General features: G+C 54.2%; 17 protein-coding genes and 1 pseudogene. 7 read left to right on the forward strand and 11 right to left on the reverse strand.

What is annotated here, in order from left to right:
* Nucleotides 1-13: 13 nt before the first annotated feature.
* The 6 genes from LAO76_05195 to LAO76_05220 all read right to left on the reverse strand — a co-directional run bounded on the left by LAO76_05195 (nt 14) and on the right by LAO76_05220 (nt 10,322).
* On the reverse strand, nt 14-601 hold the full coding sequence (locus LAO76_05195) for a hypothetical protein (protein ID MBZ5490312.1): 588 nt from the start codon (nt 599-601) through the stop codon (nt 14-16).
* Nucleotides 601-3,582 (reverse strand): DUF1156 domain-containing protein, encoded by a 2,982-nt coding sequence (locus tag LAO76_05200; protein MBZ5490313.1) that lies wholly within the window; start codon nt 3,580-3,582, stop codon nt 601-603. The genes LAO76_05195 and LAO76_05200 overlap by 1 nt, the downstream gene beginning before the upstream one ends.
* Nucleotides 3,579-5,039 (reverse strand): ATP-binding protein, encoded by a 1,461-nt coding sequence (locus tag LAO76_05205; GenBank protein MBZ5490314.1) that lies wholly within the window; start codon nt 5,037-5,039, stop codon nt 3,579-3,581. Before LAO76_05205 ends, LAO76_05200 begins: the two co-directional genes overlap by 4 nt.
* Nucleotides 5,036-8,464 (reverse strand): DUF3883 domain-containing protein, encoded by a 3,429-nt coding sequence (locus LAO76_05210; GenBank protein MBZ5490315.1) that lies wholly within the window; start codon nt 8,462-8,464, stop codon nt 5,036-5,038. The genes LAO76_05205 and LAO76_05210 overlap by 4 nt, the downstream gene beginning before the upstream one ends.
* A gap of 216 nt (nt 8,465-8,680) precedes the next feature.
* Entirely contained in the window at nt 8,681-9,040 is a 360-nt protein-coding gene (locus LAO76_05215) for a hypothetical protein (GenBank protein MBZ5490316.1), read from the reverse strand.
* 409 nt (nt 9,041-9,449) lie between these two features.
* Nucleotides 9,450-10,322 carry a hypothetical protein gene (locus LAO76_05220; GenBank protein MBZ5490317.1) on the reverse strand — a complete coding sequence of 291 codons (873 nt, stop codon included), beginning with the start codon at nt 10,320-10,322 and terminating at the stop codon, nt 9,450-9,452.
* 104 nt (nt 10,323-10,426) lie between these two features.
* Here LAO76_05220 and LAO76_05225 point away from each other — a divergent pair, with 104 nt between their 5' ends.
* The 4 genes from LAO76_05225 to LAO76_05240 are packed head-to-tail and all read left to right on the forward strand — an operon-like array spanning nt 10,427 to nt 13,273.
* The gene (locus tag LAO76_05225) at nt 10,427-10,687 is read left to right on the forward strand and encodes a DUF2604 domain-containing protein (GenBank protein MBZ5490318.1); all 261 of its coding nucleotides are present in this window, start codon (nt 10,427-10,429) and stop codon (nt 10,685-10,687) included.
* A complete protein-coding gene (locus tag LAO76_05230) occupies nt 10,687-11,304 on the forward strand; it encodes a hypothetical protein (GenBank protein ID MBZ5490319.1) in 618 nt (205 codons plus the stop codon). Before LAO76_05225 ends, LAO76_05230 begins: the two co-directional genes overlap by 1 nt.
* Complete coding sequence (locus LAO76_05235; protein MBZ5490320.1) at nt 11,301-11,768, forward strand: hypothetical protein; 468 nt, start codon at nt 11,301-11,303, stop codon at nt 11,766-11,768. The genes LAO76_05230 and LAO76_05235 overlap by 4 nt, the downstream gene beginning before the upstream one ends.
* Nucleotides 11,768-13,273 carry an E2 ligase fold family C protein gene (locus LAO76_05240; protein ID MBZ5490321.1) on the forward strand — a complete coding sequence of 502 codons (1,506 nt, stop codon included), beginning with the start codon at nt 11,768-11,770 and terminating at the stop codon, nt 13,271-13,273. The genes LAO76_05235 and LAO76_05240 overlap by 1 nt, the downstream gene beginning before the upstream one ends.
* A gap of 153 nt (nt 13,274-13,426) precedes the next feature.
* On the opposite strand, the gene LAO76_05245 is transcribed toward LAO76_05240, so the two are convergent.
* Nucleotides 13,427-14,032, reverse strand: a complete 606-nt coding sequence (locus LAO76_05245) for a MerR family transcriptional regulator (protein ID MBZ5490322.1) — start codon at nt 14,030-14,032, stop codon at nt 13,427-13,429.
* 72 nt (nt 14,033-14,104) lie between these two features.
* Here LAO76_05245 and LAO76_05250 point away from each other — a divergent pair, with 72 nt between their 5' ends.
* From LAO76_05250 to LAO76_05260, 3 genes are read left to right on the forward strand one after another with little or no spacing between them, the layout of a single operon-like run.
* On the forward strand, nt 14,105-16,684 hold the full coding sequence (locus tag LAO76_05250; GenBank protein MBZ5490323.1) for an SIR2 family protein: 2,580 nt from the start codon (nt 14,105-14,107) through the stop codon (nt 16,682-16,684).
* Entirely contained in the window at nt 16,650-18,155 is a 1,506-nt protein-coding gene (locus LAO76_05255; GenBank protein ID MBZ5490324.1) for a hypothetical protein, read from the forward strand. The genes LAO76_05250 and LAO76_05255 overlap by 35 nt, the downstream gene beginning before the upstream one ends.
* Nucleotides 18,156-18,215: 60 nt before the next feature.
* Nucleotides 18,216-21,476 (forward strand): DEAD/DEAH box helicase family protein, encoded by a 3,261-nt coding sequence (locus LAO76_05260; protein ID MBZ5490325.1) that lies wholly within the window; start codon nt 18,216-18,218, stop codon nt 21,474-21,476.
* Nucleotides 21,477-21,855: 379 nt separating this feature from the next.
* On the opposite strand, the pseudogene LAO76_05265 reads toward LAO76_05260, so the two are convergent.
* The 4 genes and pseudogenes from LAO76_05265 to LAO76_05280 form a co-directional block, all read right to left on the reverse strand.
* A pseudogene (locus LAO76_05265) lies at nt 21,856-22,348 on the reverse strand (DUF6125 family protein).
* 288 nt (nt 22,349-22,636) lie between these two features.
* A complete protein-coding gene (locus LAO76_05270) occupies nt 22,637-23,164 on the reverse strand; it encodes a hypothetical protein (protein ID MBZ5490326.1) in 528 nt (175 codons plus the stop codon).
* Nucleotides 23,165-23,599: 435 nt separating this feature from the next.
* Nucleotides 23,600-24,043: an OsmC family protein gene (locus LAO76_05275; protein MBZ5490327.1), complete on the reverse strand. Its 444-nt coding sequence runs from the start codon at nt 24,041-24,043 to the stop codon at nt 23,600-23,602.
* A 109-nt stretch (nt 24,044-24,152) separates the two neighbouring features.
* Nucleotides 24,153-24,827, reverse strand: a complete 675-nt coding sequence (locus LAO76_05280; protein ID MBZ5490328.1) for an ABC transporter ATP-binding protein — start codon at nt 24,825-24,827, stop codon at nt 24,153-24,155.
* Between the last annotated feature and the right edge of the window lie 3 nt (nt 24,828-24,830).

The following is a 24,830-nucleotide window of genomic DNA, read 5'->3' on the forward strand; positions in this document are numbered from 1 at the left end:
GCTTACGCTCCAGTCATAGCCGAGCGAACTTTCCGACGTTCGTGTCAAAAAGCCAGTTCTTAAAAAAGCCATATGGAAAGGTCGCTGCTTCGCTTCGAGAACCGACAACCAGCAATGTGTCACCAGTAAGTGCGGCGCGATCCTGTAGTTCCATCGCGTGCGCAACCTGCTCTGACAGGTGCCGCACCAGCGCATTTCCTTCGTCTGCGTCGCGCCGATAACAAAACACGACCCTCAATTGTGCTCGAATGCACAAGACTTTCCAAAGTGAATACGCAACCCGGTCGTCAGCCTTGCTATTCTCTAGCTCAAATGCCGCCACCGGGAACCGCCAGCGACGGTCGCCAGAAGCTTCGAATGCAACCACATCGAGCACTAGGTATTCGGAACGGGGCACCGGCAACAACTTTGAAATGTGTCCTTTGGCGGATGCCTCCCAGCCGAGAGCACCACATGTTGCGCATACGACCGACGTAAGTGCTTCGGTCCAGCGTCCCAGCTGTCCCCGCATTGCTGCTTCCCGCAGAGGCACCGACGATTCGTGCATCTGCACGGTCTCAACGAACTTGCCAAACCATTCCGCGGACAATCCTGCTGTCACTAGAAGCCCAAACCTTTCTTTCGGGCGAGCAACCCGTCTATCCACCGCTTTTCTTGACTGCTCGACGGATAGAGGTACGAAAGCACCTGCGCCAGCCGCCAGAACCGCTCATCACGTCCCACACCTTCATCTACCAGGAAGCGGCGCAATGCTTCACCGCGACCTGCAGCGAACAGAATCATGGACTGATGTACTCGGTCCAAGGCCGTCGTGCCCAGGCTTGGAGCTCCCTTCGCACCCCATGTGCCAGCCACTTCTGCTTGCTCCAACTCCGCTACGAATCCGAGTTGCATTTGAGGTGCTTTCTTTTTTCGCGACGGTGCCATGCTGTCGCCTTCCTCATTTCCGAAGAGTTTTCGCGTGCGCTCTGCAACCGGCAGCAAGCGGGCGGTCTCGCCTTTGATTTCCACCAAAGACGTTAGTGATTCGAGGCGCGCACCGAGCCCTTGGGCGATCTTTCTGGCTGCATCGAATTCCAGCACGTACCCTTTCGGCATGTTGCCACCCGTTTCTGATTCCTCTTCTTCCTGTGCTTCCTCCCCAGCAGCGCCCCCCTTGCCATTCTGTCCAGCGGACAGTGTCCAAAGCCACATTGCAGTTAGCCGCGCATCCTCTTCGAAGCCACTCGCGTCAGCGCCTTTGAAAACTACAGTGAGAGCTTCCTTGGCAACGCCGGCCCAGACATACTCCAAGTATTCCTTAAGCGTGACAGTCTCCCCACTGGCTTTATCCACACGCGAGTAGCGGGAGAAGATTTCTAGGGCCGGACCGAGGCAAGCGAAGATCGCGTCCGCCCCAACAACCCCTTCTTCGGATAGTCGTGGCATCCATTCGTGGATTCGTCGAGGCAACTCCTGCAATACGTCACGCCAGTCCCCAATGTTCTCCGTTCGTGAGGTATTCTCGTAATTCTCTCGGGGGCGACAAACGAGATGGACGGATGAAGCAAGTACGGCTGAATCTTGAGCGCGCAGCCGACTCGACATCTCAGTATCAATCGGCCAAGAAGCAGAGACAACCCAGCCTGCTTCGACTAATGCGCCGAGCATCGCCTCCCAACCGGCCGTAGACTTGTTAGCAAAAACAACAACACCGATGCCGGATGGCTTTGTATAGCGACGTCCCTCAGACATCGCCACTGTCATCATTCGCTCGAAAAAGCTGCGGTCCTTGTGACGATACATTGCGGCCCGGTGTGCAAGGGTCACGCACTCGTCAGCTTTGGGCGACAGCGGCTCACCGAAAAGTTGTGGGTGAACCTCGAGAAGCATACGGCGCAACCAAACGTAGAAATAATCTGATAAGTCGGCATAAGGGATCGCATCGTAATAGGGTGGATCTGTTACGAGAGCATCAACAGAATCGTCCGGCAACGGATGCTTTGTTGCGGAGGATTGTTCAACTGTTCCAGATGACCCTTGAAGGCTCACCAAATTTTCAAGCACCACGCAGAACGAATCTACATACTGAGCGAGGTCACCCGTGCTTCGGCCAAATGGATACGCTTCGGCGAAATCCCAAACCATAGGGATTGCCTGACGTCCAAACATGTCTACCAATGTTTCGCCCGTGGGCTTCCAACGACAGCAGGACGAGTTGTATTGAGCGACCTTCCCAACTACTAGGGCGAGACACGTAGCAACCGCCTCTGCAAATTCTGAGTCCGTCTTTCTGAGTGCTTCGTGCGCTTCACGAATCAGCTTTGTCAATGTGGTCATGAGCAAAGCTTGCCGTGGACTGAACAGGTCTCCCCACGCACGCATTCCATAGAGCACCACATTGAAGAAACCTCGGAGGTGATTGAGCTCTTCGGTTGGGATCAGTGAATTGCCGTTGAACGTTAGATCTTTTTCCCTGTTGTAGAGGTCTCTCGCACTTTCAAACTGCCGAAGTTCATCATGGGTAGGTCGGCGGTAATACTTTCCAACTTCGCCCGCTTTCGCTAATCCGACAGCCAGAAGCTTAGCTTCAGCTGCGCCGCCATGCCTCTCGGAAAGCTGCTGTCGGATGTGCTCGACGGGCGTCGTGTAACCGCAAACAGGGCAGGTGGCTGCTCCCTGCTTTGATGTCCCGCCACCGACAGAATTTGCCGAAGTAGGAGAAATGACTTCGACATCCACCTCTTTTTTCTGTGGGTTCTTCACAAAGGATAGAGCTACTCCCCGTGTCGCTTTTTGGCGAAGCCATAACGAACGCAAAAGCGGAAACCGGTAACCACACGCCGGACCTTCACATGTGACGGTTCTTGCCCAGAAGAACACAAGTCGGTTCTCGCTGCTGTCTTCCGTGAAGTAGTTGTCGCGCAATACTCGTTCCAAATCTGCTCGTAGGGTAGCGGCAGATTCTCGCACCTGGTCAACAAGGCGTTGGCCGTACTTAGGAGCATATTCAAGAGCGACCTTGTTGAGCAGAACTGGGAGAGGGTTGAGGTCGCTAGCAAAAGCGTCTGCCCCCACGCGCAGTGCTTCGAGCGGAATAGATCCGCCGCCGGCAAATGGGTCCGCCAGGAGCGGGCGAGTGCCAGGTGCGCCGCCCAATCCCTCGTGCGCAGACTGGGTGAGGGCACGGCTGGTGTCGAGATATTCGGGAACCGCGGAATTGTCCCAATTGGAAAAATCGGCGATGAAATCCAAAAGTGCCTTTTGCAATTGCCTATTGTCGTTCAGCTTGCCAGGATCGTTTTGAAAAGTGAGAAACCGTTCATAGCTCTCGTGCGTGAGCAGTTTGAGGTGATTCTTTGCCCATTTGGCCATCAGTTGACGAGCTGTCTGTCGGAAACTCTCGGGGCACAATGGATCTGCCGGATCAGGCCAGAGTGAGGCGCAGATGACAGCACGACAAGCAGCGAGTGGACGCCTGGCCCACCAAATGTGCAGTGTCGAGATATGCCCATGGCGAATGCTCTTCTCGCGCCGAGCGTGCTCCGAGATGCGCTTGATCGGGAGGTCAACCTCAATGAGTCGTTTGGGTTGGGCAATCACTTTTTCCGGCTCGCTTCCTGCAGCTGACCAACGAGCGCGGCAGCTAACGTCTCAGGTACTGATTTAGCGTAAACTCGGGCCAACTCCCAGACTAAAGCCTCTTCGGCGACAGCGAGATGGTGCGCGAGTCTGGTGCACCATTGATGGTGGTCCACGCCATGTAGACCAGCAGAAAAATCGCCTAAATCCGTCCCGTACTGCACCTGGACAAAGGCACGGACTGCAGCACTGGCAAACAGCTCCTTTTCGGGTGGCAGCGTTCCGGGAAGAGCGAATATATTTTCCTTCGGCGTTGGTTGTTTGTCTCCATCCAAAACTACCGCGACTGGCAAGCCGGCTTCTGCAACGGTCCGAATGGTCGTTTTCAGGTCTTCTGCCCCGCGCTCAGCGGCATAGATTCCGGTCGTCGATAATGCTGTCGGGTTTATCCGTCGTATCAGTTCAGTCAAGATCGCCCGCGCGACATCGTCTTCGACTAGCACATTGAGTGCTTTGTCGTACCCCTTTGACATCAGGCTCTTCGCTTCGATTGAAGTAAGGCCATAAACGACCTTTATACCGCTCGATGAATTGTGGATATACACAGTCGATAAAGACGGCAGGGCAGCGAGCAGTGGGTCGCTGTGTGTTGTTAGAAAAATCTGGTGACCGCGGCGAGTCGCGACGTCAACCAAGAAATTACCAAACTCGCGTTGCGCGTGAGGGTGCAGTGATGTTTCTGGCTCCTCAATCAGGACACAGCTTTGTTGCGGCAATGCTTCGAGGCTGGTAACGAGATATTGAATACGCCCTTCGCCGCACCCCATATGCGCTTCTGAATACATATTGCCCCCGCGCTTTACCGAAACGACGGCTTTTGACCGGTCGGAATAAGAAACTGTATGCCGCTGCATATCGTCATACGACTGGTCCATGATTCTGCAGGTCCACTTCTTGATGTGTTCAGCAACGCCTTCGGAACTGTCAACCTTCAGCTTCGACGCATACCGGACAATAAAATCACGCATTTCGATTCGCGGAAGGTACAGGCCCACACCCGCGAATTGCGTAGGTCGCTCAAGGCGCCTTCGGTATCCAGACCAGTTGGACTTTGCCGCGTTACGAGAAATAGTCAGTTGTTTCAGGCTGTGATCCTTCTGCCAGAACTTGTATTCGACTCTCGCGTCCATCTTGAATGGGGAGGGGTCCAATGTGCCAACGACTAGGAAATCCTTGATGTAGTAAGAAAGGGCGAATTTCGGGTTATTTCTGTACGCGACAGCTGCAAGCTGAAGGAGGGTTGATTTTCCTGTACCGTTTATCCCGCAAAAAGCCGTGATTGGACTCTTAACCTCGACGGTCGTATCGGCGTGGCAGCGAAAGCCATATACTCTCATTTGCGTCAGCACCGTGCCGAAATTATCAAAGCGATTCGTTTCAACAAATTTTGCCTGCAACACAGACCGCGGGTCACTCATTCAGCAGCCTCAACGATTTCGTTTGCGCCCACGTAGTAATGCTCAACTCGCACGATGGGTTCCCAACCCAACCGCGCCGGCTCTTGCACGATGTGAAGTTCAGCCTTCGACCCGCAATTGAAAACCACATATAACCAGTAATCCCGCTTCAGGCGCTCGGCAGTCTTGTATTCATTGGCTGTCAGCGCGACTTCACCGACACCCGCACGGCCCTTCACTTCAATAAACCGAACATCGGTAAACGTCTTCGCGTCGTGCGGGTGCGGCTTCCGTGAGATCAAGTCAAAACCACGATTTTCCGCCTCTACACTTTCAACTACCCAACCCCGGGCAATCTCGTACCGTTTTACTTCTTCTACGGCAACTCTCTCGATCTCCTCATCCCGAACCATTGGCGCAATTCCCGGCGCATCTCGTTCGGGATGCGGCAAGACCCAGGCCCGCCCAAGGTGCTGGATGTCACCGATGGTGCATTGCTTCTCGTTCCGCAATTCCGCTCGGCGGTTCTCCAGGCGATTGTTCAACTCATCGAGGTGTGCCTCGGAAAGAGCGATGTTTCCATCGAGCCCTGGAATGGTCGTACCTGCCTGCTGGCGACCGACGAGTTCCGCCAACTGCAAGTTCTGGCGGTGAATCAGTTCGCCAAGTGAAATCTCCATGTGCCGCGAGATCGTGTCCACTTCCTTGTCGCGCTGCGCCGCTGTTTCCGCCAGGAATGATTTCAATGCTAAATCGACCAGTACGCGTTCAACTCCTGCGCGATCTGGCAATCGACTGCCGTCGGGAACCGGTGTTCCTTTCGGCGCGGGTGAAACGTCTAGCAATAGCGTTGGTTGCCGGATGGCGAGGTCACCGCTTGAAGTGGCTTCTACGATGAAGAGTCGGCGATGAAGTGTGTTCGCTCTGCCGTCCTTGATGGACGCGGCAAAAACATCGAGGCGGTACGGGGTCTTTGTGTGCAAGTCGTAAAAAACGGCGCCGCGCCGAAGGTCGTCAGTCACCCTTGCGGTGACATCGTCTCGCACCGCTTCAAATAGCGGGTGGCCGGGAGTGACCCATTCCAAAGTTGGGTCTGCCGGCAGCAATGCTTTATCGAAAACTACTTTCTGGTACTCGCGTCCGAGTTTGCCGAACCTGCCTTCCAGCCGTTCGCCAATAGGCACGAGCGTGCGAGGAATCTTCCCGACGCGATAGACATGCCCGTCTTTCTGCACAGGGCGGGGATTGACACCAGCGATTGGGCCTGCCGTCGTGAAGAAATCCTCAATGACCTCGGGGATCAGGCGCCGCTCGCGGGCTTCAGCCGATTTGCCGACAATAGACGCCAGATTCAATTCGCGCTTCGCCAATCCTTCCAGTGTCGAATCGGTGATTTTGCGGAAGCGACCCGCATCCACTTCACGCACGATCCGCGCTTCGATATTCGGCAGGTCAGTACGCTTGGCGTACATTTCCCGGAATAGCTTTTCAAGGAGGTTCGACGGAAAGACTTCGCCTATCACGTCAAAAACATGGTCGGTGCCGAGTTCGCGCCGGATCTCGCTCAACCGTTCTAGCAGCTTTTGGAGTACGCGGCCTTCTCGCGTATTCACGGCCACGAAGTTGGAAATGAGACAATCGTGCTCCTGCCCGTAGCGATGTATACGCCCCATTCGCTGTTCAAGCCTGACCGGGTTCCAAGGAATATCGTAGTTAATCATTAACCAGCAAAATTGCAGGTTGATGCCCTCACCGGCTGCCTCCGTAGCTACGAGAACCTGGGCTTCCTCGCGGAAATCACGCTCGGCATAAATACGCGTACCCGGTGTGTCGCGATCGCCAATCTTCATGCCGCCATGAATCTGGGTGACCTTGAGACCCCATTCGCGGAGCTTGCCAAGCAGACGCCCGTCTTTGCCGTCGCCGGCGAGGTAATCAAGTGTGTCTTTGTGCTCGGTGAAGATTAGGAGCTTTATCTTCGGATTCGAGAAGATTTCAAGCTCGCTCAGAACCTTCTTGAGCTTCACCAGTTTGGATTCGATCTCGCGATGCTCAAGCACCCTCGCCTGGTCAATCAGCCGGCCGATTTGCTGAATGTCTTCTTTCAGCACAGTCGGGTCAAAACTGATTGCTGCGTTTTCAATCTCCTCGATATACTCTTCGCGCTCTTCCTCCGGCAGATCATCCAAGTCCTCAGGGATATCCATTTGCTTGCGCAGATACTCCCGTGGATCCTCGAGAATCTTCTTCCGCTTCTCGCGCATGCGTTCCAAGCTGCGGTGAACGGCGTAAATGCTGGACGCGAATCGTCGTTGGAGCATGGCCATTGTGAAGGTCAGAGCACGGCTGCGGGGCGTATCTTCCTGTGCGGCCTTGATGGACTGGTCCTCCACGTAGCGAGTCAAAGCATCGTAGAAGTCATATTCGTCGCCGTCCAGGTCGAACGATGCGGTGTTTACGGTTCGATTCGTGAACAGCTTCGTAACATTGCCGGTTTCCGGGTCTGGGAACGAGATCAACGCTTCTTTGGTCCTCCGCAGATAGAACGGAGCGTAGTTCCGGCGCATGGCTTCTTCGAGGCTTTTTACATTGCCATAAACGTCCCGGTCGAGTAGTTCGAGAAACAGGCAGAAATTCTCGGGATCGCCTTTATGAGGCGTGGCAGTCATCAGCAGGAAATGGTCAGTCATTCCCGACAACGACTCGCCCAAACGATATGCCAGGGTCTTCTTGTCCGCGCTATACGCTGCCATCTTGTGGGCTTCGTCAACGATGATCAAATCCCAACGGCTGCGGAGCAGACTGTCTTTCGCGTCCTCAATTCGGGAGACCCACGAAATGGAGGTGATGACCTGATTCCGCTCCTGCCACGGGTTCATCCCGTAATTTGCTCGGAGCACATCGCTGCGGATCAGCTCGAACTGCTCGCGGAATTTTTCCTTCATCTCACGTTGCCACTGGAACGACAGGCTTGCCGGCGTAATGATGAGAGTCCGCTTCACTAGCCCGCGAATTTTCAGCTCCTTGAGCAGCAAGCCGGCCATGATCGTCTTGCCTGCACCTGGGTCGTCGGCAAGAAGGAAGCGAATGCGCGGCATCGTGAGGAAATAGTCGTAGACTGCTTCAAGTTGATGTGGCAGGGGATCAACCCGCGCAATCGAGAGAGAGAAATACGGGTCGTACTCGTATGCCAGCCCTAGGCGAAACGCCTCGACGCCGATGCGGAATCGGCTCGGGTCACCGTCAAAGGGCTCCCTTTCAGGCGTTGCTTCCAATTGGGCAATCTGTTCTGGGCTGAGGATTGGCTCGTGGACCAAATTGCTGTTTAGACCCTTGCCGACCAGCTTTACCGAGGTACCCATCGGAATGGCAACAATGATCTGCACCGGTTCCGGGAATATTGATCCCCGTACAATGACGTTCGGTTTGAGTTGGTCCAAAATCATTTTCCCGTAAACTCAAGTACTGCAGAGACTTACACTGCAAGCCGAAGGCTCGCACGCACCTAAAGATCCAAGGGGAAGCAATTCGCTGGTGGCCTTCAACTATAACAAAGGATTAGAGATAATCGCAGTAGATAAAGCGCCCTAGTAAATGCACAGTTCCGCTAAGCACCCCGGCAGGAAAAAAATTCCACCCGAGTCTCCGTTTGCATATGGCTCTCAGCTACGGAGGATGCGATAGCAGATCTCGCCATCATGAGCACGAAGAGTTCGCGTGGGGAGCTTCTCTACCAACTCCCAGTCGCTGAACGCAGCTTCCGTATCGAAAGCTCCAAGGATCATGAGTAAGCGCGAGGTGTCCATGCCCGCGACGGAGAAAGCGACATACGTGTCGTGCAATGTGTCGACAACCTCGACTAATACGGCAGCTGTTTCCTCGCCGCCGAGGATACCAACTTGCTCTACTCCAACATTTGAGCGAGCGCGGTCGAGAAGCTGTTGGGCGTCCTCGTAGAGGGTTTCTACGAAGCGCCGACCACGGTCCTCAAACAATGCCGCGTAGTCATCCTCCGTCGGCATTAGGGCGCCTGCGCCGATCAGATCGTGAAAGTACGGGAATGCGTCATCGTCCTCGCCGGACCGATGCAGCCGATACGCACATAACCAAACGACTCGCTCGGCCTGATCGTACCAGGTTGCCCCACGGTGATCGTGCCCATGCCCAAGGCGATGAACGGTTAAATCGCCGGCTGCGGGCCCGACCGTCCGCGTTCCGATTGGTTCCGTCGCGCGCTGGGTTTCGAACGCATGGACGATAGGGTGTGCACGAGCCTCGGCAAACCTCGTGCTCGACTCGAAACCGAGATCGGAAACGAGGCATCGTAGCGTGATTCTGAGTTCGTATCTCTCACAGATGAAGGAGCCGCCTTGGCATCGAAATGGCTGTCGACCGTTCACGGGGCGAATGCTCTGAATCTCAGTGGTCGACCTACCGCTTAATTCGTGCAGCAGCTTGCTTTGCACGCTCACGGTTATGGCGGTTCGCATACGCGGCTAATCCTTCTCTGTCGTTTTCTTTAAGCATGCGCCTGACGTCTTGTGACTCCGAGTCAAGGACGTCGCGGTGCCGGTCGAGGAATTCGCACCAGGCACGCCGTAAGACTTCGGACGGATCGGATCCCTGCATCCTGGCTAGTCCCTCAACGCTGGCGCGAACTTCCTCTGGAATATTAAATTCCGAGCCTCCGCTGAACACCTGTTTAATGCCGGTTGTCGCGGCGCCGCTCATCTCCGCTGCAGATAGCAGGTCAATGAACGCGTCCCCCTCCCGACGCGACCGGCTCACTCGCTGGACATATCCTTTCTTTGCGAGAGCGCTCAGGCGATTGACAGCGGCGTTCACTTCTATGCCTGCGATGTCTGCGACTCGGGAGCTGGTCACTTCGCCGCCAGCGCTTCGAACCAATCCGTAGGTTTGCATTTCGACCGTAGTGAGAGCCCCAATGGGTCGCGCTTGACTTAGCGGCGCATCGGGAGCTGAGGAAAGAAAAATTGGCAGCTCGTGTTTCTCAGCCAAAGCCTCCAGAAACTCTACGACCGCCTCGTCGGACGTCACGATGACGAGCGCAGCTGAACCGTAAACCCCTCTGCGTATGGACTGACCGAGTGGGAGGATCATTTCTTTGAGCGCACCAGGGGAAAACAAGCAACCCTCTAGATTGATAGAGAAGACGCGCTCCGAGTCTGTAGCGGTAGGTGGAAATTCCTTATCGCGATACCGCGCTATTTGATGGCGGTCGGGGTAGACAGCGGTTGGAGGCCGCGAAGGATGATACGCAATTGGCTTTTCCAGAACGCTCATATGAGGTGTCATCATAATGTATCGAAGCACGCCAAACCGGCGACTTTCATCACACTTGACACAGTGTATTATGTGTATTACACTTTGTCAAGAATGGAGGCAGGATGCCTGACAACGAGATAGATCTCGCTATCGTGGTGAATGGCCAGCCGACGGTGGTCCGCGCGAACAAGAACGCGCCGTTGCGAACCGTTATCGCTCGGGCGCTAGAACAAACCGGAAATGCAGGACAACCGCCAGACAACTGGGAACTGAGGGACGCTGCCGGCGCTCCACTTTCTTTGGACCAGAAGATCGCCGACTTCGGTTTTCCCGCGGACATACGGTTGTTCCTGAATCTCAAGGCAGGAGTTGGCGGAGCATAGTGAGTCCGGAGCAATTTGTTGACCCGCAGGTGTCACGCGCGAAGTTCGATCGTGAGCTCGCCGAATATCGACACCTTGAGGCAGACTACCGTCGGCGCGGTTGGCTGCTGGTCAAAGCTGAGTTTCCATCGGTTCTCGTCGTCCTCGCGACGCCGCAGCTTACGCCTCCAGCGATCGTTACCGGCGTTGCGTTCGACTACACGAACTACGATATGCGGCCTCCCTCCGTGCGCCTAGTTGATCCCTTCACCTCGGAGCCGTACAAAATGAATGAGCTTCCCACTCATCTCAAGCGGTCTGTAGAAACGGGTGGCTCACCCATTCCGGGTCTGCAGCTTCCGCTCGGCGCGCAGGCGCGGTTTATCTCCCAGCAGCCGCTGATGCAGTGGTATGGACCGGAGGATATACCTTTTTTGTGCATTGCCGGTGTTCGTGAATATCACGAGCATCCAGGACATTCTGGCGATGCTTGGGAGCTACACCGTCGCGCCGGTGCAGGTCGTCTTGTCCGACTGCTGGAGACCATTGCAAAGTATGGAGTGCAGCCGATTTCCGACTACCAAGTATCACTACAACCTCGCATCTCGGGATTTATTCAACGAGAGGTGCCGTCGTGACGCTCACGCAGGTGGAGCAGTTTCAAGTGCCCGCAAAGGTTGTTAAAGAGACTGAGGGGATCCTGCGCAGCGCGGGCGCCAAGGGGTACGAAGCTTTTGTACTCTGGAGTGGTCGGCAGCAGGGTCGATTGTTCAACATTCTGACGGCCCACGTTCCAAAACAAAACTCGTATCGCCTGCATAGCGGGCTGTGCGTACGTGTCGAAGGCGACGAGCTTCACCGCCTCAACGTGTGGCTCTACGAAGCAGGCGAAGTCTTGGCCATTCAGGTCCATGCCCACCCAGACGAGGCGTATCATTCCGAAACGGATGATACCTATCCAATCGTGGCAACACTGGGCGGCCTTTCCATCGTCGCAGCGGAGTTTTGCCGCGCGGGTCTCTTCACGTCTTCGACCGAGATATACCGCCTCCAGCCAGACGGTTGGACCAAACAAAAAGCTGATCTGGTGAAGGTGACATAGTGGCGCTAGCGGAATATTACGATCGGGCAGCACTAGCGGCTTCACAAGTCATCGCCGGATTTGCGCCTGATCTCTTTCGAAGAAGCCTCGAGGAGGCGAATGTTGGGTTGGCAATTGATAAAGAGGCAGCAATATCCGACGAGGGTAAAGCACTGGCCGACCTCTCCATCAGATTGCTCGCGCGATTATACCCTTGCTTAGAAGTGAGGGCTGAGCTTTCATCAGAAGGCGAGCGCCTAGAGAGGGTTGCTCGAATGATCAACCCGCGGATCGAGTTTCGGCGTGGAGCTTCCGTTGGAATCGGAATTGGTTCTGGAACTCCTCGTTTCGAAACCACTTACTTTGCCGGCAGTCACGGATGGGATGCTTTGCTTTCCGTGAGTGAGCCAGTTCGAACAGGATCTTCATCAAATCCGCTTGGTGCGGGTGCGGCTGCCTGCCTCGCTGTGCGCAATATTTTTGCGCACCTATTGTTACCCAAATCGGACCGCCTCCCAAACATTGACGTACGGCTATCGACATTTTCGTGCGAGCAGAGTGAGACTCCGACAAATATTCCGAATGACAATTGGAGTCTCACGGGAGAAGCGGCACTCGTCGGCGTGGGCGCAGTCGGTAACGGGGCCGTGTGGGCGCTCGGGCGCTCCCCTGTAAGGGGCGCGATTCACATCGTCGACCACGAGTGCCTGGAACTCAGCAATCTTCAGCGCTACGTGCTGGCTAACCAGGCCGACGAGGCCAGACCCAAGGTGGAAATTGCTCAGGAATACTACCTTCGTGAGCTCAAGTGCATACGCCATCAAGTGAAATGGGCTGAGTTCGTGCAGGAATGTGGATACGCTTGGCGACACGTTCTCGTTGCAGTGGACAGCGCGGCCGACCGCCGTTCTGTGCAAGCTGGCTTGCCCGAATGGATTGCTAACGCCTGGACTCAGCCGGGTGATCTTGGCGTGTCCGTGCATGGTCGTTTCGACGGTGCGGGCGCATGTCTCGCATGTCTATACCTGCCGACCGGCACGGCTCCAAATGAGGATGAACTCGTTGCCGCCGCGCTAGCGATCCCTCAACTCGTGGCAGACGTGCGAACATTGTTGCACAGCGGGGCTGGTGTCGATAGATCTCTGTTATCGGCTGTGGCGCAGAGCCTTCACCTGCCACTCGAGGAGGTTTTGCGTTATGAGGGGAGACCGATTCGCGAACTCTACGTGGAGGGCGTATGTGGCGGTGGTCTTATTCCGCTTGGCGTTGTAGGTCTACCACGTCAGGAACTACATGTACCACTTGCCCACCAATCAGCACTTGCAGGAATTCTCCTTGCCGGCGCACTCGCGAAGCGCGCTGTTGGTAAGACAGCCGAGACGACCACAACGACTCGCATCGATGTGACCAGGCCGCTCGGTGAATTCTTGACGCAGCTGACACTGAAGGCGCGCACTGGGCTATGCATCTGTGAAGACGACGATTATGTCCATGCGTACCAGGCAAAATTCGGCGTCATCGGGTAAAGTTGAGTCTTCCTAAATCATCTCATCGTCGCCGCTCGGACCATGTCTGGCGTAGTCCACGGATGCCTGAAAAGCAGCTGGCATCGTTATGCTCCGAGATGAAGACGGTATTCGCAGAGGCCGTATAATAGGCGCCTACCTTTGTTTGAAGTATTACCTTCGGGCGCGCTTGGGTCGATTGCTGCCGTGGGCGGATTTCGGCTGCTTTTTGACCGTTTCTTTTGAGCCAGATACCGATGCGATTCCGTATGCAAAAGCTTTCGTCGCATCGGCGACGTTAACCAGCTCTCCAAGCATCCGCGGTAAATCGACAACAAAGCTCAGGTAGCCTTGACCAGGTCTTGAAAGGACGCTGATAAGCTCTCCCTCACGGACAATAGCCACATCGCCCCCAGTGACTACGAGTCGGACTTCTGAAAGCGGCTTTTCGATCTCTTCGTCTTCGTGCAGAAATTTCACGACTTTTTTGAGCGAGGAAGTCGTGACGCCTGACTTTCGCAGCTCAAACGCTACTTTTAGGGCGACTAGGTCACTAAAGCTGTAAATGCGCTCGCTTCCTGAACCCACGCCCTCGGAAACACTTGGCCGGATCAAACCCTTCTTCGCCCAAAGATTCAACGTTGAGTATGGAACCCCCGTTAAACGGGTGACTTGCCTCGGTGTAAAGCCGACCTGCATATGCACCAAAAGTGTAGCACGATTGACGCCGAATGAAGCGAGGTATATTCTTAATGTACTCCTTTTGATAATGCCCGCCATCAAGAGAAGCAATAGGCAATTGAGCTGCCTGTGGGCCTCACACTCCTGGGAATCTTGTTCTGAGGTTGTGAAATGTCAGTTACCAATGGTAGTAAAGAGGCGCTGTCGGTGCTTGCCTCACTTCTGCGGCCGGGAGACCGCCCCTGGCCTCTTCTCTTGCTTGGCGCCGGAGCCTCTTTCCGGTCGGGCGTTCCGACTGCAGCAACCGCGGTTAAGCAGATTGCACGCATTTCGTATTCCGAGAGCGTCCTGCGAAATAGTCGCCCGCCGGAGCGAGTCAAGCCTTCCGAATGGGAGTCGTGGCTCCAGAGCCTACCGTGGTTCATCCCCGGTTCTGATCGTCTAGCCGAGAATTTTCCTCTCGCCGTAGAGCACCTGCTGGTTCCCGCCGAATTCCGTAAACGCATCATTCTTGATCTGATGCGACCTGTGAATGGCATCAGCCCTGGTTACAAGGTTCTGGCCGATTTTGTAATGCGAGGGCTTGTCCGAACAATTCTGACGACGAATTTCGATACGTGCCTCCCAGATGCGTTTAGGGAACGGCAACCGCACATCCGCAGAATTGACGAAGTCAATCGTTACAGCGGCGATTACGACCAATTCAGTATCTATAGCAAGTGCCAAATCATTTGGCTGCATGGTCGCGCGGAACACTACTCGGATCGGAATGCGAGTGGCGAAACCGGGTCGTTGGATGAGCCGCTGATTTCCAGACTTCGGCCCATGCTCGACGCGTCACCTGTAATCGTCGTTGGTTATAGAGGTTCGGAATCGTCGATCATGGAAGGACTGTTTAGGCAGACCAATGACGGCCGACTTGATTTTCCGGCGGGCATTTATTGGTGCATCAGGGGTGGCGAAACTCCACATCCGAACGTCGAAAGATTGGCGGGTCGGCTCGGTTCTAATTTCCGCTTCCTCAAGATCGACGGATTTGACGAGCTCTTTAGTGAGCTGTCTAAAGAACTCGCCGGTCAAGACCGATATGCGGTGCCAGAAAACGCCGTCCGGGCTTCAGAAAGCATCCACGCATTCGATGAAAGCGTTATTCAAAGCGCGTCACTCGATGACGTTGATCTAGATCTTACGCTCTCTGTACTGCGAGAGTACTGCACCCGGCTGGGGCGGGCTCCACTGACGAGAGAGACACTGATTCCACTCATGCGTGAGCAAGGCCTCGTCGTTCCTGATGAGAACGGCGATAGAGTCACGGCAGGAGCCCTTTTGCTTTTTGGCCGGCGGACCCAGGAATTCTTCCCACACGCCGTTGTCTCGCTCACTGAAGCTGGTAAGAAACGTGAAATATACGACGGCAACCTAATCACTCAGCACCGGCGACTTCTCGAAAAACTGGAAAGTGCTGAAGTTAACCCGCCACTAAAAGTTAAGAAACGGCGGGTACATAGCGATGAGGTGCCGTATCCTCCGCGGGTTCTCGTCGAACTCTTGGTCAACATGCTGGTGCATCGCGATTATGAGATTCCGGAAAAGTCCAGCATTGAGGTGCAGCCTGGGGCAGAAATTACATTCACCAATCCAGGTGGACTCACGCCGAAATTGGCTGGAAAGCTGGGACTCGGATCGGATGGCAGAATCCTAGTGTCCGAAAGTGTGACCGATCAACGGAATCCTTCTCTGTGCGACATTTTTTTTGGGCTCAAGGCGATGGAACGAGCTGGGACGGGTTTGATGGACGTTGCCCAGCTAATGGCGACCTCGGGAGGTACGTCAGCCTTTTATCACAGCCCTGTCGAATCACGATTTACGGCTGTTGTGGCACAAGCCCAAGCGTCTGCGGGATCGCGCAGCGTGGCGCGGTCGGATGTTCCGACAGGACTGTACGTGCTCAATGTTCTTCCATTTACTGCTGTACCCGAAAAGGTCTCAATCATTCGATTGACTGTACCGCTACATCAGCGCCCGTCCAGCGTTGATTTATCGGAATGCGGAACGTTCGTGCGGCGTGCAGGAGGGCTTGAATTATGGAGTTTCGTGCCGTTTCCGATTTTGCTGTCGCTGCTCGACCCTATCATTGATAAGAAGTCCAGCATAGCTCTCCTGCGCCGGGAAATCGAGGCATGTCCAGATTCAAAGCGCGTTCTATCTTGGCTATTACGAAACCACGTGGAGTACCACTTCCTCGGGTTCGAAGATCAAGGATTGATTCTTGAGGACGCCGGGAAGCATCGTGCCTATTTCGCGGGCACGAAGAAGGGCGAGCGAATGGTCGTGTGGAACAGTGCCCAAAGGCGTGGGATTAAGCGGGAAGTTGTCAAGAGGCGCGCGGACGGGCCACGAGCTTGGTTCGAAAATGAAGGGTTTGGTTATGAGGTTGTGGATCTCGGAGGATCGTGGTGTCTTCGCGTTAAACCCTTCTACATGTTTACGGGCCAGAATGCGAGGACGCCTCTATCGTCTTTTGCGCGCGCTGCCAAGGCGACACGTCGCATTAAGTTTGATCGGAATAAGAACGTGGAGGCGGATCTCGCATTTTGGGCTAATTTTATCGGTCGTGGTGCCGAAACGATCAACGTTGGCGACCTGCATGTCGACGATTTGCTCATCGACACGAATTTTTTGACAGTAGAAGTGCCGGAGATTGGATTGAGCAACAATGAGCCTGAACTTAAGAATCGAATGTCTGCCTGAACCTGTACTGTTGTTCGGAGGCAATGCAACGGGCGTCGAACCACGTCGCATCATGGCAAAGTACGGCGCAGCGGACAAAGCGGCTGCACCGAACGAGCTTCGCATCGGTATCGTCGGTCCCGCAGCGGACGTTCAATTCGCGCGGAATTGGCTCCCCCGATTGAACGGGGTCGCGATAGCGCGCGAGAAGAGCGCGAAACGATATCGGGATTGGCCTGGTGCGCGGCAGGTCTTCGGCGCGACCTTCGTGGCAGATGATCGGTTTATTCGTCCGCTGGACGATGATCGTTTGAACCTGGCGCTCCACCGCGCTGCACCTTCTGAGCGGTTTGACGAGCTGCTCGATCTGTTTGACTCTAGAATTCAAGGTCTTTTTGGCGATACCCGCCCTGACTGCATCATCGTGTGTTTACCTGATGAGTTGGCAGACTTGAGGATCAGCAATCCGAAATTGTCTGCAAAGGAACGCGAGATTCTCGAGCGGCTTCAGCGAGAAGAAGAGCAAGAACAGATGTCTCTCTTCCAGCCTACACCGGAGGAAATGAAGGCGGCCGAAGAGTTACGAACAACTGCTGAGGATTTGCTGTTTCGGACGTTCTATCGAGCGCTAAAAGCGCGCATCATGACGCATCAGAATCCTGTCCCGATACAGGTCATCCGCACAGAGACATTCCTTCGGCCCGATGAGGAAGGCCAGAGTTTTGCGACGCGAGCTTGGAATCTAGCGACTTCTCTTTTTTACAAAGCTGGACATGAACCGTGGCGGCCAGGCGATTTGCCTGGCAATACGTGTTTTATCGGGATTTCATTTCATCATCTTAAACGCAGAGAAGGTGATGTGATTTACGCGAGCGTGGCGCAGGCGTTCTCGAACGACGTGGAGCCGTTCGCTCTGAAAGGATCTCTGGTTCCGCATAACCAGCGCAGGGATCGTCAGCCGTATCTGACAGAGTCTCAATCTGCAAGTTTGATGGCGGACGTTCTCGACAAGTACAAGGATCGCGCCGGAATGCTTCCCGGGCGAGTGGTGGTGCACAAGACAAGCATCTATCAGCCGGAAGAAGAAGCGGGGTTCCGGTCTGTCGCAGAATCGAAAGTATCGGCATGCGAGTTGATGTGGATGCGAAGTACGGCGTTCCGGCTAATCCGCAAGGGAATGCAAGAGCCCTGGCGCGGAACCTTGTGCAGCGTGGGCGACGAGTCATATCTGTTCACCAGCGGATATGTTGCGTGGTGGGACGAGTATCCCGGTCCTCATATTCCAGCCCCACTGGAGATCGGGTCGTGCGGAAAGACAGATATTCGGGAACGAGCAAGAGAGCTTCTCGCGCTCACGAAGATGAACTGGAATTCCAGCGAAGGTCTTGGGCGTTTTCCAATCACGATTTCTTTCGCGCGGCGGGTTGGAATGCTAATGACGGAGTTGCCAGAGAATCAGATCCCAAATCCATCGTATCGGTTCTATATGTGAGAGGCTGCCTGACACGGAAGTTGGAGAATTGGGCCAAACAAATTGCCTGTAGCATCGGGCATGCAAAAACGCAAGAGTAGTGCCTTGAACAGAGATGAATGGTCTGAAATTCCGCGGAGATATGCCTTCTCGAAACGCCTCGGGAAGAATGTAATCCAGCAGTTAAAGTTCCCTGGCTTCCGTATAAGTCGTGGAGCTGGTGAGATCGACGGAACAGACACCCGCCAAGTTGAACACTCTGGAAGAAAAATCCTCATTAGTAAGACACGTCGCACGACACTGCCGGATGGTGTCGACGACGCATTGTGGGAATCAGAGGGTGGAATCCAATGGGCTAAGCGTTACGAATTGGACGATCCCAAGTGGCAGGCAATCATCGATCGTCGGCGCTTTGCCGTGTCGAGTTGGGAGGACAAGTTCAAACTCATTCGAGAAACGCGAAATCCTGATTTAACGATCAAGACGGCGGGTCTGCGCTCACCGCAGATTGGGGCTATTCATAAGGCACTTGGCCATTGGGAGATGTCTTTAGATGTCGCCACTATTGTGATGCCCACCGGCACAGGCAAGACCGATAGCATGGTGGCTTTGATGGCTCTCAGGCAGCCGAGCTGCCTGTTGGTAGTAGTGCCGACCGACGCGCTTCGGACGCAGCTAGCGAACAAGTTTTTGGAATTTGGTGTGTTGATCGATTCAGGGCTTCTTCCGACCGATGTGAGGTACCCCGTTGTCGGCACTCTGAAGTCTGGTTTGGACAATCCTGCAGAAATTCGGACCTTTTGCGACGCTTGCAATGTAATCGTCACGACGATGCCGCTGCTCGGGACGTTCAGCGACCTCGACCAAATCACGCTGGCTTCATGCTGTAGTCACCTTTTCATTGACGAGGCACACCACGTAAGGGCCGCGACGTGGAACAGGATGCGATCACGGTTTGCCGGCAGGCCAGTCTTGCAGTTTACGGCAACGCCTTACCGGAACGATGGACAGCATGTGGATGGCCAAGTCATTTTCAATTACCCACTCCGTAAAGCACAGGAGAACGGCTACTTCAAAAAGATTGTACTGAAGGAATTGTGGGATTACGTGGAGCCTGATCAGGCGGTGGCGACAGCGGCAAGCGAGCAACTCAAGACCGACTTAGGCTCAGGCTTCGACCATTTGGTGATGGCCAGGGCGGCAAATATCGCGAAAGCAGAGTACCTGAAAGACATTTACGACAGAGTTGCGCCAGAGTTCACGCCGGTAGTGGTACATAGCGATTTGAAGCAGCAGGAGCTACAAGCCCGATTGCAGCAACTCTACGACCGAAAATCGCGAATCGCGATATGCGTCGCGATGTTTGGAGAGGGTTTCGATTTCCCTGAGCTGAAAATTGCCGCGCTGCACGATATCCACCAAAGTTTAGCTGTGACGATTCAGTTTACCGGCCGGTTTACCCGGGTAAACCCAAAGGTTGGTGACGCGACCATTATCGTAAATCGTGCCGTTGCGGAAGTGGACGAATCTGTCCGCGAGTTATACGCGCAAGGAGAGGGGGCCGATTGGAACAAGGTATTGACGAAGTTGACGGAGGGAGCGACCGAGGACCAGGCCAGCAAGGAAACGTTCTATCAAAGCTTCACGTCTGACAACCAAATGGTTCCCGTTCAAAATGTCTCGCCCAAGATGAGCACGGTTGTTTATCGGACCTACATTGGAAAATGGAAGCCGTGGAGGATAAATGAATGCTCTATCGCGTCGCGAATTCTGGGTGAGGCGTGCATCAGCCTGACGGAAAATACGGCTTATTTTATTACGGGTATCGCAGAGGCGGTCGAGTGGGCGGAAACCTTTGACTTCAGCAATCAGACTTTCGATCTCTATGCGTTGTTTTGGGACCCGCAGACGAAATTGCTCTTCATTAACAGTTCTAATAACTCCAGTGTCCACGAAGATCTTGCAAGGATTGTGGCGGGCGAGGACGCGGAGCTAATCGCCGGCTCAACTCCTTTTAAGGCTTTGCATGGGATCAAGCGACTGTTACTACACAACGGAGGCCTAAATGACCGATTACGGCGATCTGTCCGGTTCATGATGTTCACAGGCGCCGATATCCAGGCATTTATGGACGCTTCACAATTGCACGGTAAGGAGAAGACTCACGTTTTCGGAGATGGATTTGACGGGACATCGCGCGTGACAATTGGCGCTTCCAAGAAGGGCAGAATTTGGTCCTGGCAGGAAGCCAAGGACCTGCTGGAATGGAAGAAATGGTGTGTCGGAGTCGGGGCCAAGTTGATCGATCCTTTGATCGAACCCGATTCATTTCTGCAAGATTCAATGGTTCCCGAAGATATCGTCAAGCCGCCAGACTTGTATCCGTTGACAATTGAGTGGCCAGACGAGTTTTATCAGCGCAGTGAGGAATCGATTGTCATCGACCACGGAACTGTGAAGGCGCCCTTTTTCGATGTTGGAATCGATCTGATCGATCCGGCGCCTGGGCAGCAAATCAGGTTTTCTGTGTTCACCGAAGAATTTTCGGCATCTTATCGACTGAAATTTCTTGAGAAGAACGTCGTATACAGGCCTGATGGCGAGGACCTTCTGTTAAGAGTTGGTAGGAAATCTTTCAAACTGTCGGAATTCTTCTCACTCGCACATCCGATCATTAGATACGAGAAGGACTGCTTTAGCCGAGGTGATCAACTGCTCCGGCCGCGAAAGCCAAGGCTTCCCATCTTTAACTCAGAGAAAATCCAAACATGGGACTGGAAAGGTGTTGACCTCACGAAGGAGTCTCAGACGATTCAAAAACGAACAGACACGATTCAACGACGAACGATCGAGGTCGTTTCGTCGGCGGATTGGGATCGGGAATATGCCCTGGTATACGACGATGATGCTCCAGGCGAAGCAGCGGACGTTGTTGGTGTTGCAGTATCCGGTGGCACTCTACTTGTGGATCTATTTCACTGCAAATTTACAAAACAGATCGCTGGTGCGAGGGTGAAGGACCTCTACGAGGTCTGCGGACAAGCTCAGCGCAGCAGAAAGTGGCGTGAGAATGTGGATCGTTTCCTGATCCATTTGATGAATCGTGAGAAATACCGAATGAAGAAGACCGGGGTATCTAGGTTTGAGCGTGGAGATTTTAAGCAACTACAAGAGATTCGGGCCCAATCGCGATCATTGTTGCCGGAATTTAGAATCTTCATCGTCCAGCCCGGCCTCTCAAAAGGCAAACTCACCGATGACCAAAGAGAGCTCTTGGCCTCCACAGAACTCTACCTCTATGAGACGTTTGGAATTGTGTTCAGGGCTATTGCCAGCGCATAATCAACCGCAAGAATCACGGCGCTGCCCAAAATTTCGGATTCCTCTGTTACAATTTAATTCACAGAGCAGGGACAGATGCTCTGGTTACTTTTTCGCGTGGTGTCCATGGTGTCCGTTTCGCCTCGAATTCTTGATATATGGGGTGGAAACGGTTGAAACAGGCGACACAGTTGACAGCAGGGAAGTACAGTAAAGATGCGGGTTTCCCACTAACCCGCTGAAAACAAGCTGGGGACGTAGTTCAGTTGGTTAGAACGCTGCCCTGTCAAAGACCCGCCTTGGTAAGTTCCGATACTTCGCAATATCAATCTAACCTCTATTCAACGAACGCTCGCGATCAAGATAACTGGCTGATCTTGACCTTTCAGCGGCACGCCGATCAGTTAATCGTGAACTCCCACCCACAATACTGGCCAGAAGCTGCGTCAGGAGGACAGTGCAAGCAGGTCGTATGTATTCGTGAATCGATTGTCGCAGCAAACGTTTCGAACTCAATGATACCCACACTTTTGCAAGGCAAATCCGCCAGACCCTTGCGGCGCCGGGCGCCTTGCACTCGACAGAGATCCATGAAGAAGCGCAGATGCTTGCGGTCGTCCGACCATTCGGTGCGTTGAGTGTTGATGACCGCGTAGAGACGCAGGCGCAGGGCTCTTTCCAGGGGCATGAAGCCCTCCGCCAGCCGGAATGTTAAAAGTAGTCATGATGCGGCGGGCCTCGGCGGAGGCGAAGCGCTTCCAGGAGCGAGCGTCTAGATCGATGGCGGTCTCCATGTCAAAGCGCTCTTCTGCTGCAAGGAACCAGCAGCCATCATGGGCGAGCCAGTTCTTGGCGAACATCTCCAGTGCGAGCAATAAATCCTCGCGCCCCATTGCCGCGAACGCATTTCCTGGTTGAGATGACATAGATCCTCGCCTCAACTCTATCCTGAAACCGCACAACCCTCTCCGCGTGCCTATGAAGTAGAAACTCTCCCCACGCACATCCGTACGGGGAGCAGGCTGTCCTGCGTCTGGAGGCGCCCGCGCAAAGGCGAGAAACCGGCGTCTACCATGGCTTGTCACTCGATACGCGCAAGAGCAGGGCGACAGCTTCCATCGCCCTGTCGCCCGCATCTACATGTCGGTATTGGCATATTCAGGATGCTGGAACCGAGGTCATTAATTTGCCGGAGGGTTCGGCATCGGGTATGCTCTGCGCGCCCCTGCCCACAGTGGAAATCCGTTGGCATCACGCAGTGTCAGCACTTGGTCTCCCTTTGTGATTTCTTTAGCAATCAAGAAATCCGATCCCTGATACTGCAGTTTTGAGCCAGTGATAGTAACTTTGTCACCCTTCGCTAGCGTGAAATTCTTCTGACTAAGGAAAGCCGATGGTCCAACGTGTACGGCCAGGGCACCTTCATCAGTCTTCAGAACAATGTGCGTGCCCGTCCACCCTCTCGGGCAGTTTCCCCACATCGGCTGATTACTGCCGGCTGTTTGGGCGGTGAGTTGTTGAACTTCTTCCACCGTGCCCTTCAGCGTGGTTTCAGTCGAGACGTTATACAGGGGACCGCGCATGGCTCGGCCTCCACCAGGTCCGCCACCCATCTGGGCGATTGCGTGCGAAGCTGTGAGCAGCAAACTGAGCGCGACTGTAAGCAGCACAAGCTTTTTGTAAAATCTATTCACTAATGATGTCTTCATCGTATTTCTCCGTGAATGAAAGTTTTTCGAAATCATTCTATAAATGAAAACACCGGAAACGTCCGCATAGTCGCTGTCCCGTGACTTCGCTCACGCACATCTGTGATAGGACACACTGCAGCAGCCCTGTTTGCAGCGCTTCCATCTCCACTCGAGGTGAACATTCAATGTGACTGCGATCACAACGCGCAAAGCGGGGCAGATGGGCATCATAGGCCCCTACATCTATATGCATGTAGTTATCATGGAAACTGATGGCAAAATCGAGATTATTTCGACTCGGGGCGGAGTTGAAAGAACCGACGCCACCTTTTCCCGTGAAAAACAGATAACGGCGAGAATCGCGGAGTAAATTCATCTTTCGATTCGAGTCTCCTATCTTAGGGTAGGTTGATCGTCAGGCGGCAGACTGCCTTGTTGGACTTGTAAAAATCATTACGCAGCCATCGCAACATCAACTGCAGCCTCAAGCTGGGACCTAGCCTTGAGCGAGTTAGTCACCAGACATGTCTGTTCGGCTTTCGTCAACATCCGGACCGCCTGTTCCCTATTAGTTTCGGGAGACACCTTGAGGCGAGCGCGCACAACAAACCCTGTGAACTGCGTCACATGTTCGACCCTGTCCAGGGCGCCTGTCACTTCGCAATCAAGCGAAATCCATGACAACTTTGAGACGGCGGCAATGCCTCGAAAAGTCAGTACAAAGCAGTCTGCCACCGCAGCAACGAGCAGAGTTTCCGGAGACCACCGATCACCTGGCCCGCCAAACTCGGTCGGCGTGGCAGTGACGAGCCTGGGCAGCCTCTGTGCGTCAATTACAACATCGCCCTCCACATTGGCAGATGCTGTAACGGTATAGTGATGTGGAAATGGTTCCATGATTTTCAACCTTTCATTTTCTGGTTTCGATGTCCAATGGGAGAAAGGAAAGATTCCTCTATGCTGACCGCGCGTTTGTCCCATCCAACGGCAATATTGCCGGCTGCCGTCATTGAATTACCCCGTCTGCAATTCGATACACCTGATCAAAGCCCTCAACCATTCGATCATCATGCGTCACCACGATCACGGCGGCTCCTGTCTCGCGGCTGAGTTTGCGGAGGAGCCGCATCACGATTTTGCCTCGTTCTGTGTCCAGAGCGGCCGTGGGTTCGTCGGCGAGCAATACTTTAGGATGGTTGGCAAGTGCCCGAGCAATAGCCACCCGCTGCTGTTCACCGCCCGAGATCTCGCCGGGATAGTGATGCCAGCGGTGTGCGATTTCCAGGTATTCAAGCAGTTCCATGGCCCGGTCCTGCGCTTCTGCCTGCGGTATATGGTTGAGAGACAGAATCAGTTCCACATTTTCCAGTACCGTCAAGAAGGGAATCAGGTTGTACGACTGGAAAATTACTCCCATTTTTTGGCGTCGCAGGGCCCGAACATCAACGCCCATCCACCCTTCATCGAAAACTGGCACGCCATCCAGTTCAATGCGGCCATGCGTAGGCTCATTGATGCAGCAAATCGCTGTCAGCAGGGTGGTCTTGCCGGAGCCGCTCGGACCGAGCAGAGCCACCAGCTCACCGCTGTTCACACTGAGATTGGCGTCGATGAGAGCCACGGTCTGCGCATCGCCGTGGCCGTAAATCTTCGTCAAGTGCTCCACACGTACAACTTCCATACA

It is taken from the genome of Terriglobia bacterium, assembly GCA_020072645.1.
Lineage (GTDB): Bacteria > Acidobacteriota > Terriglobia > Terriglobales > Acidobacteriaceae > Angelobacter.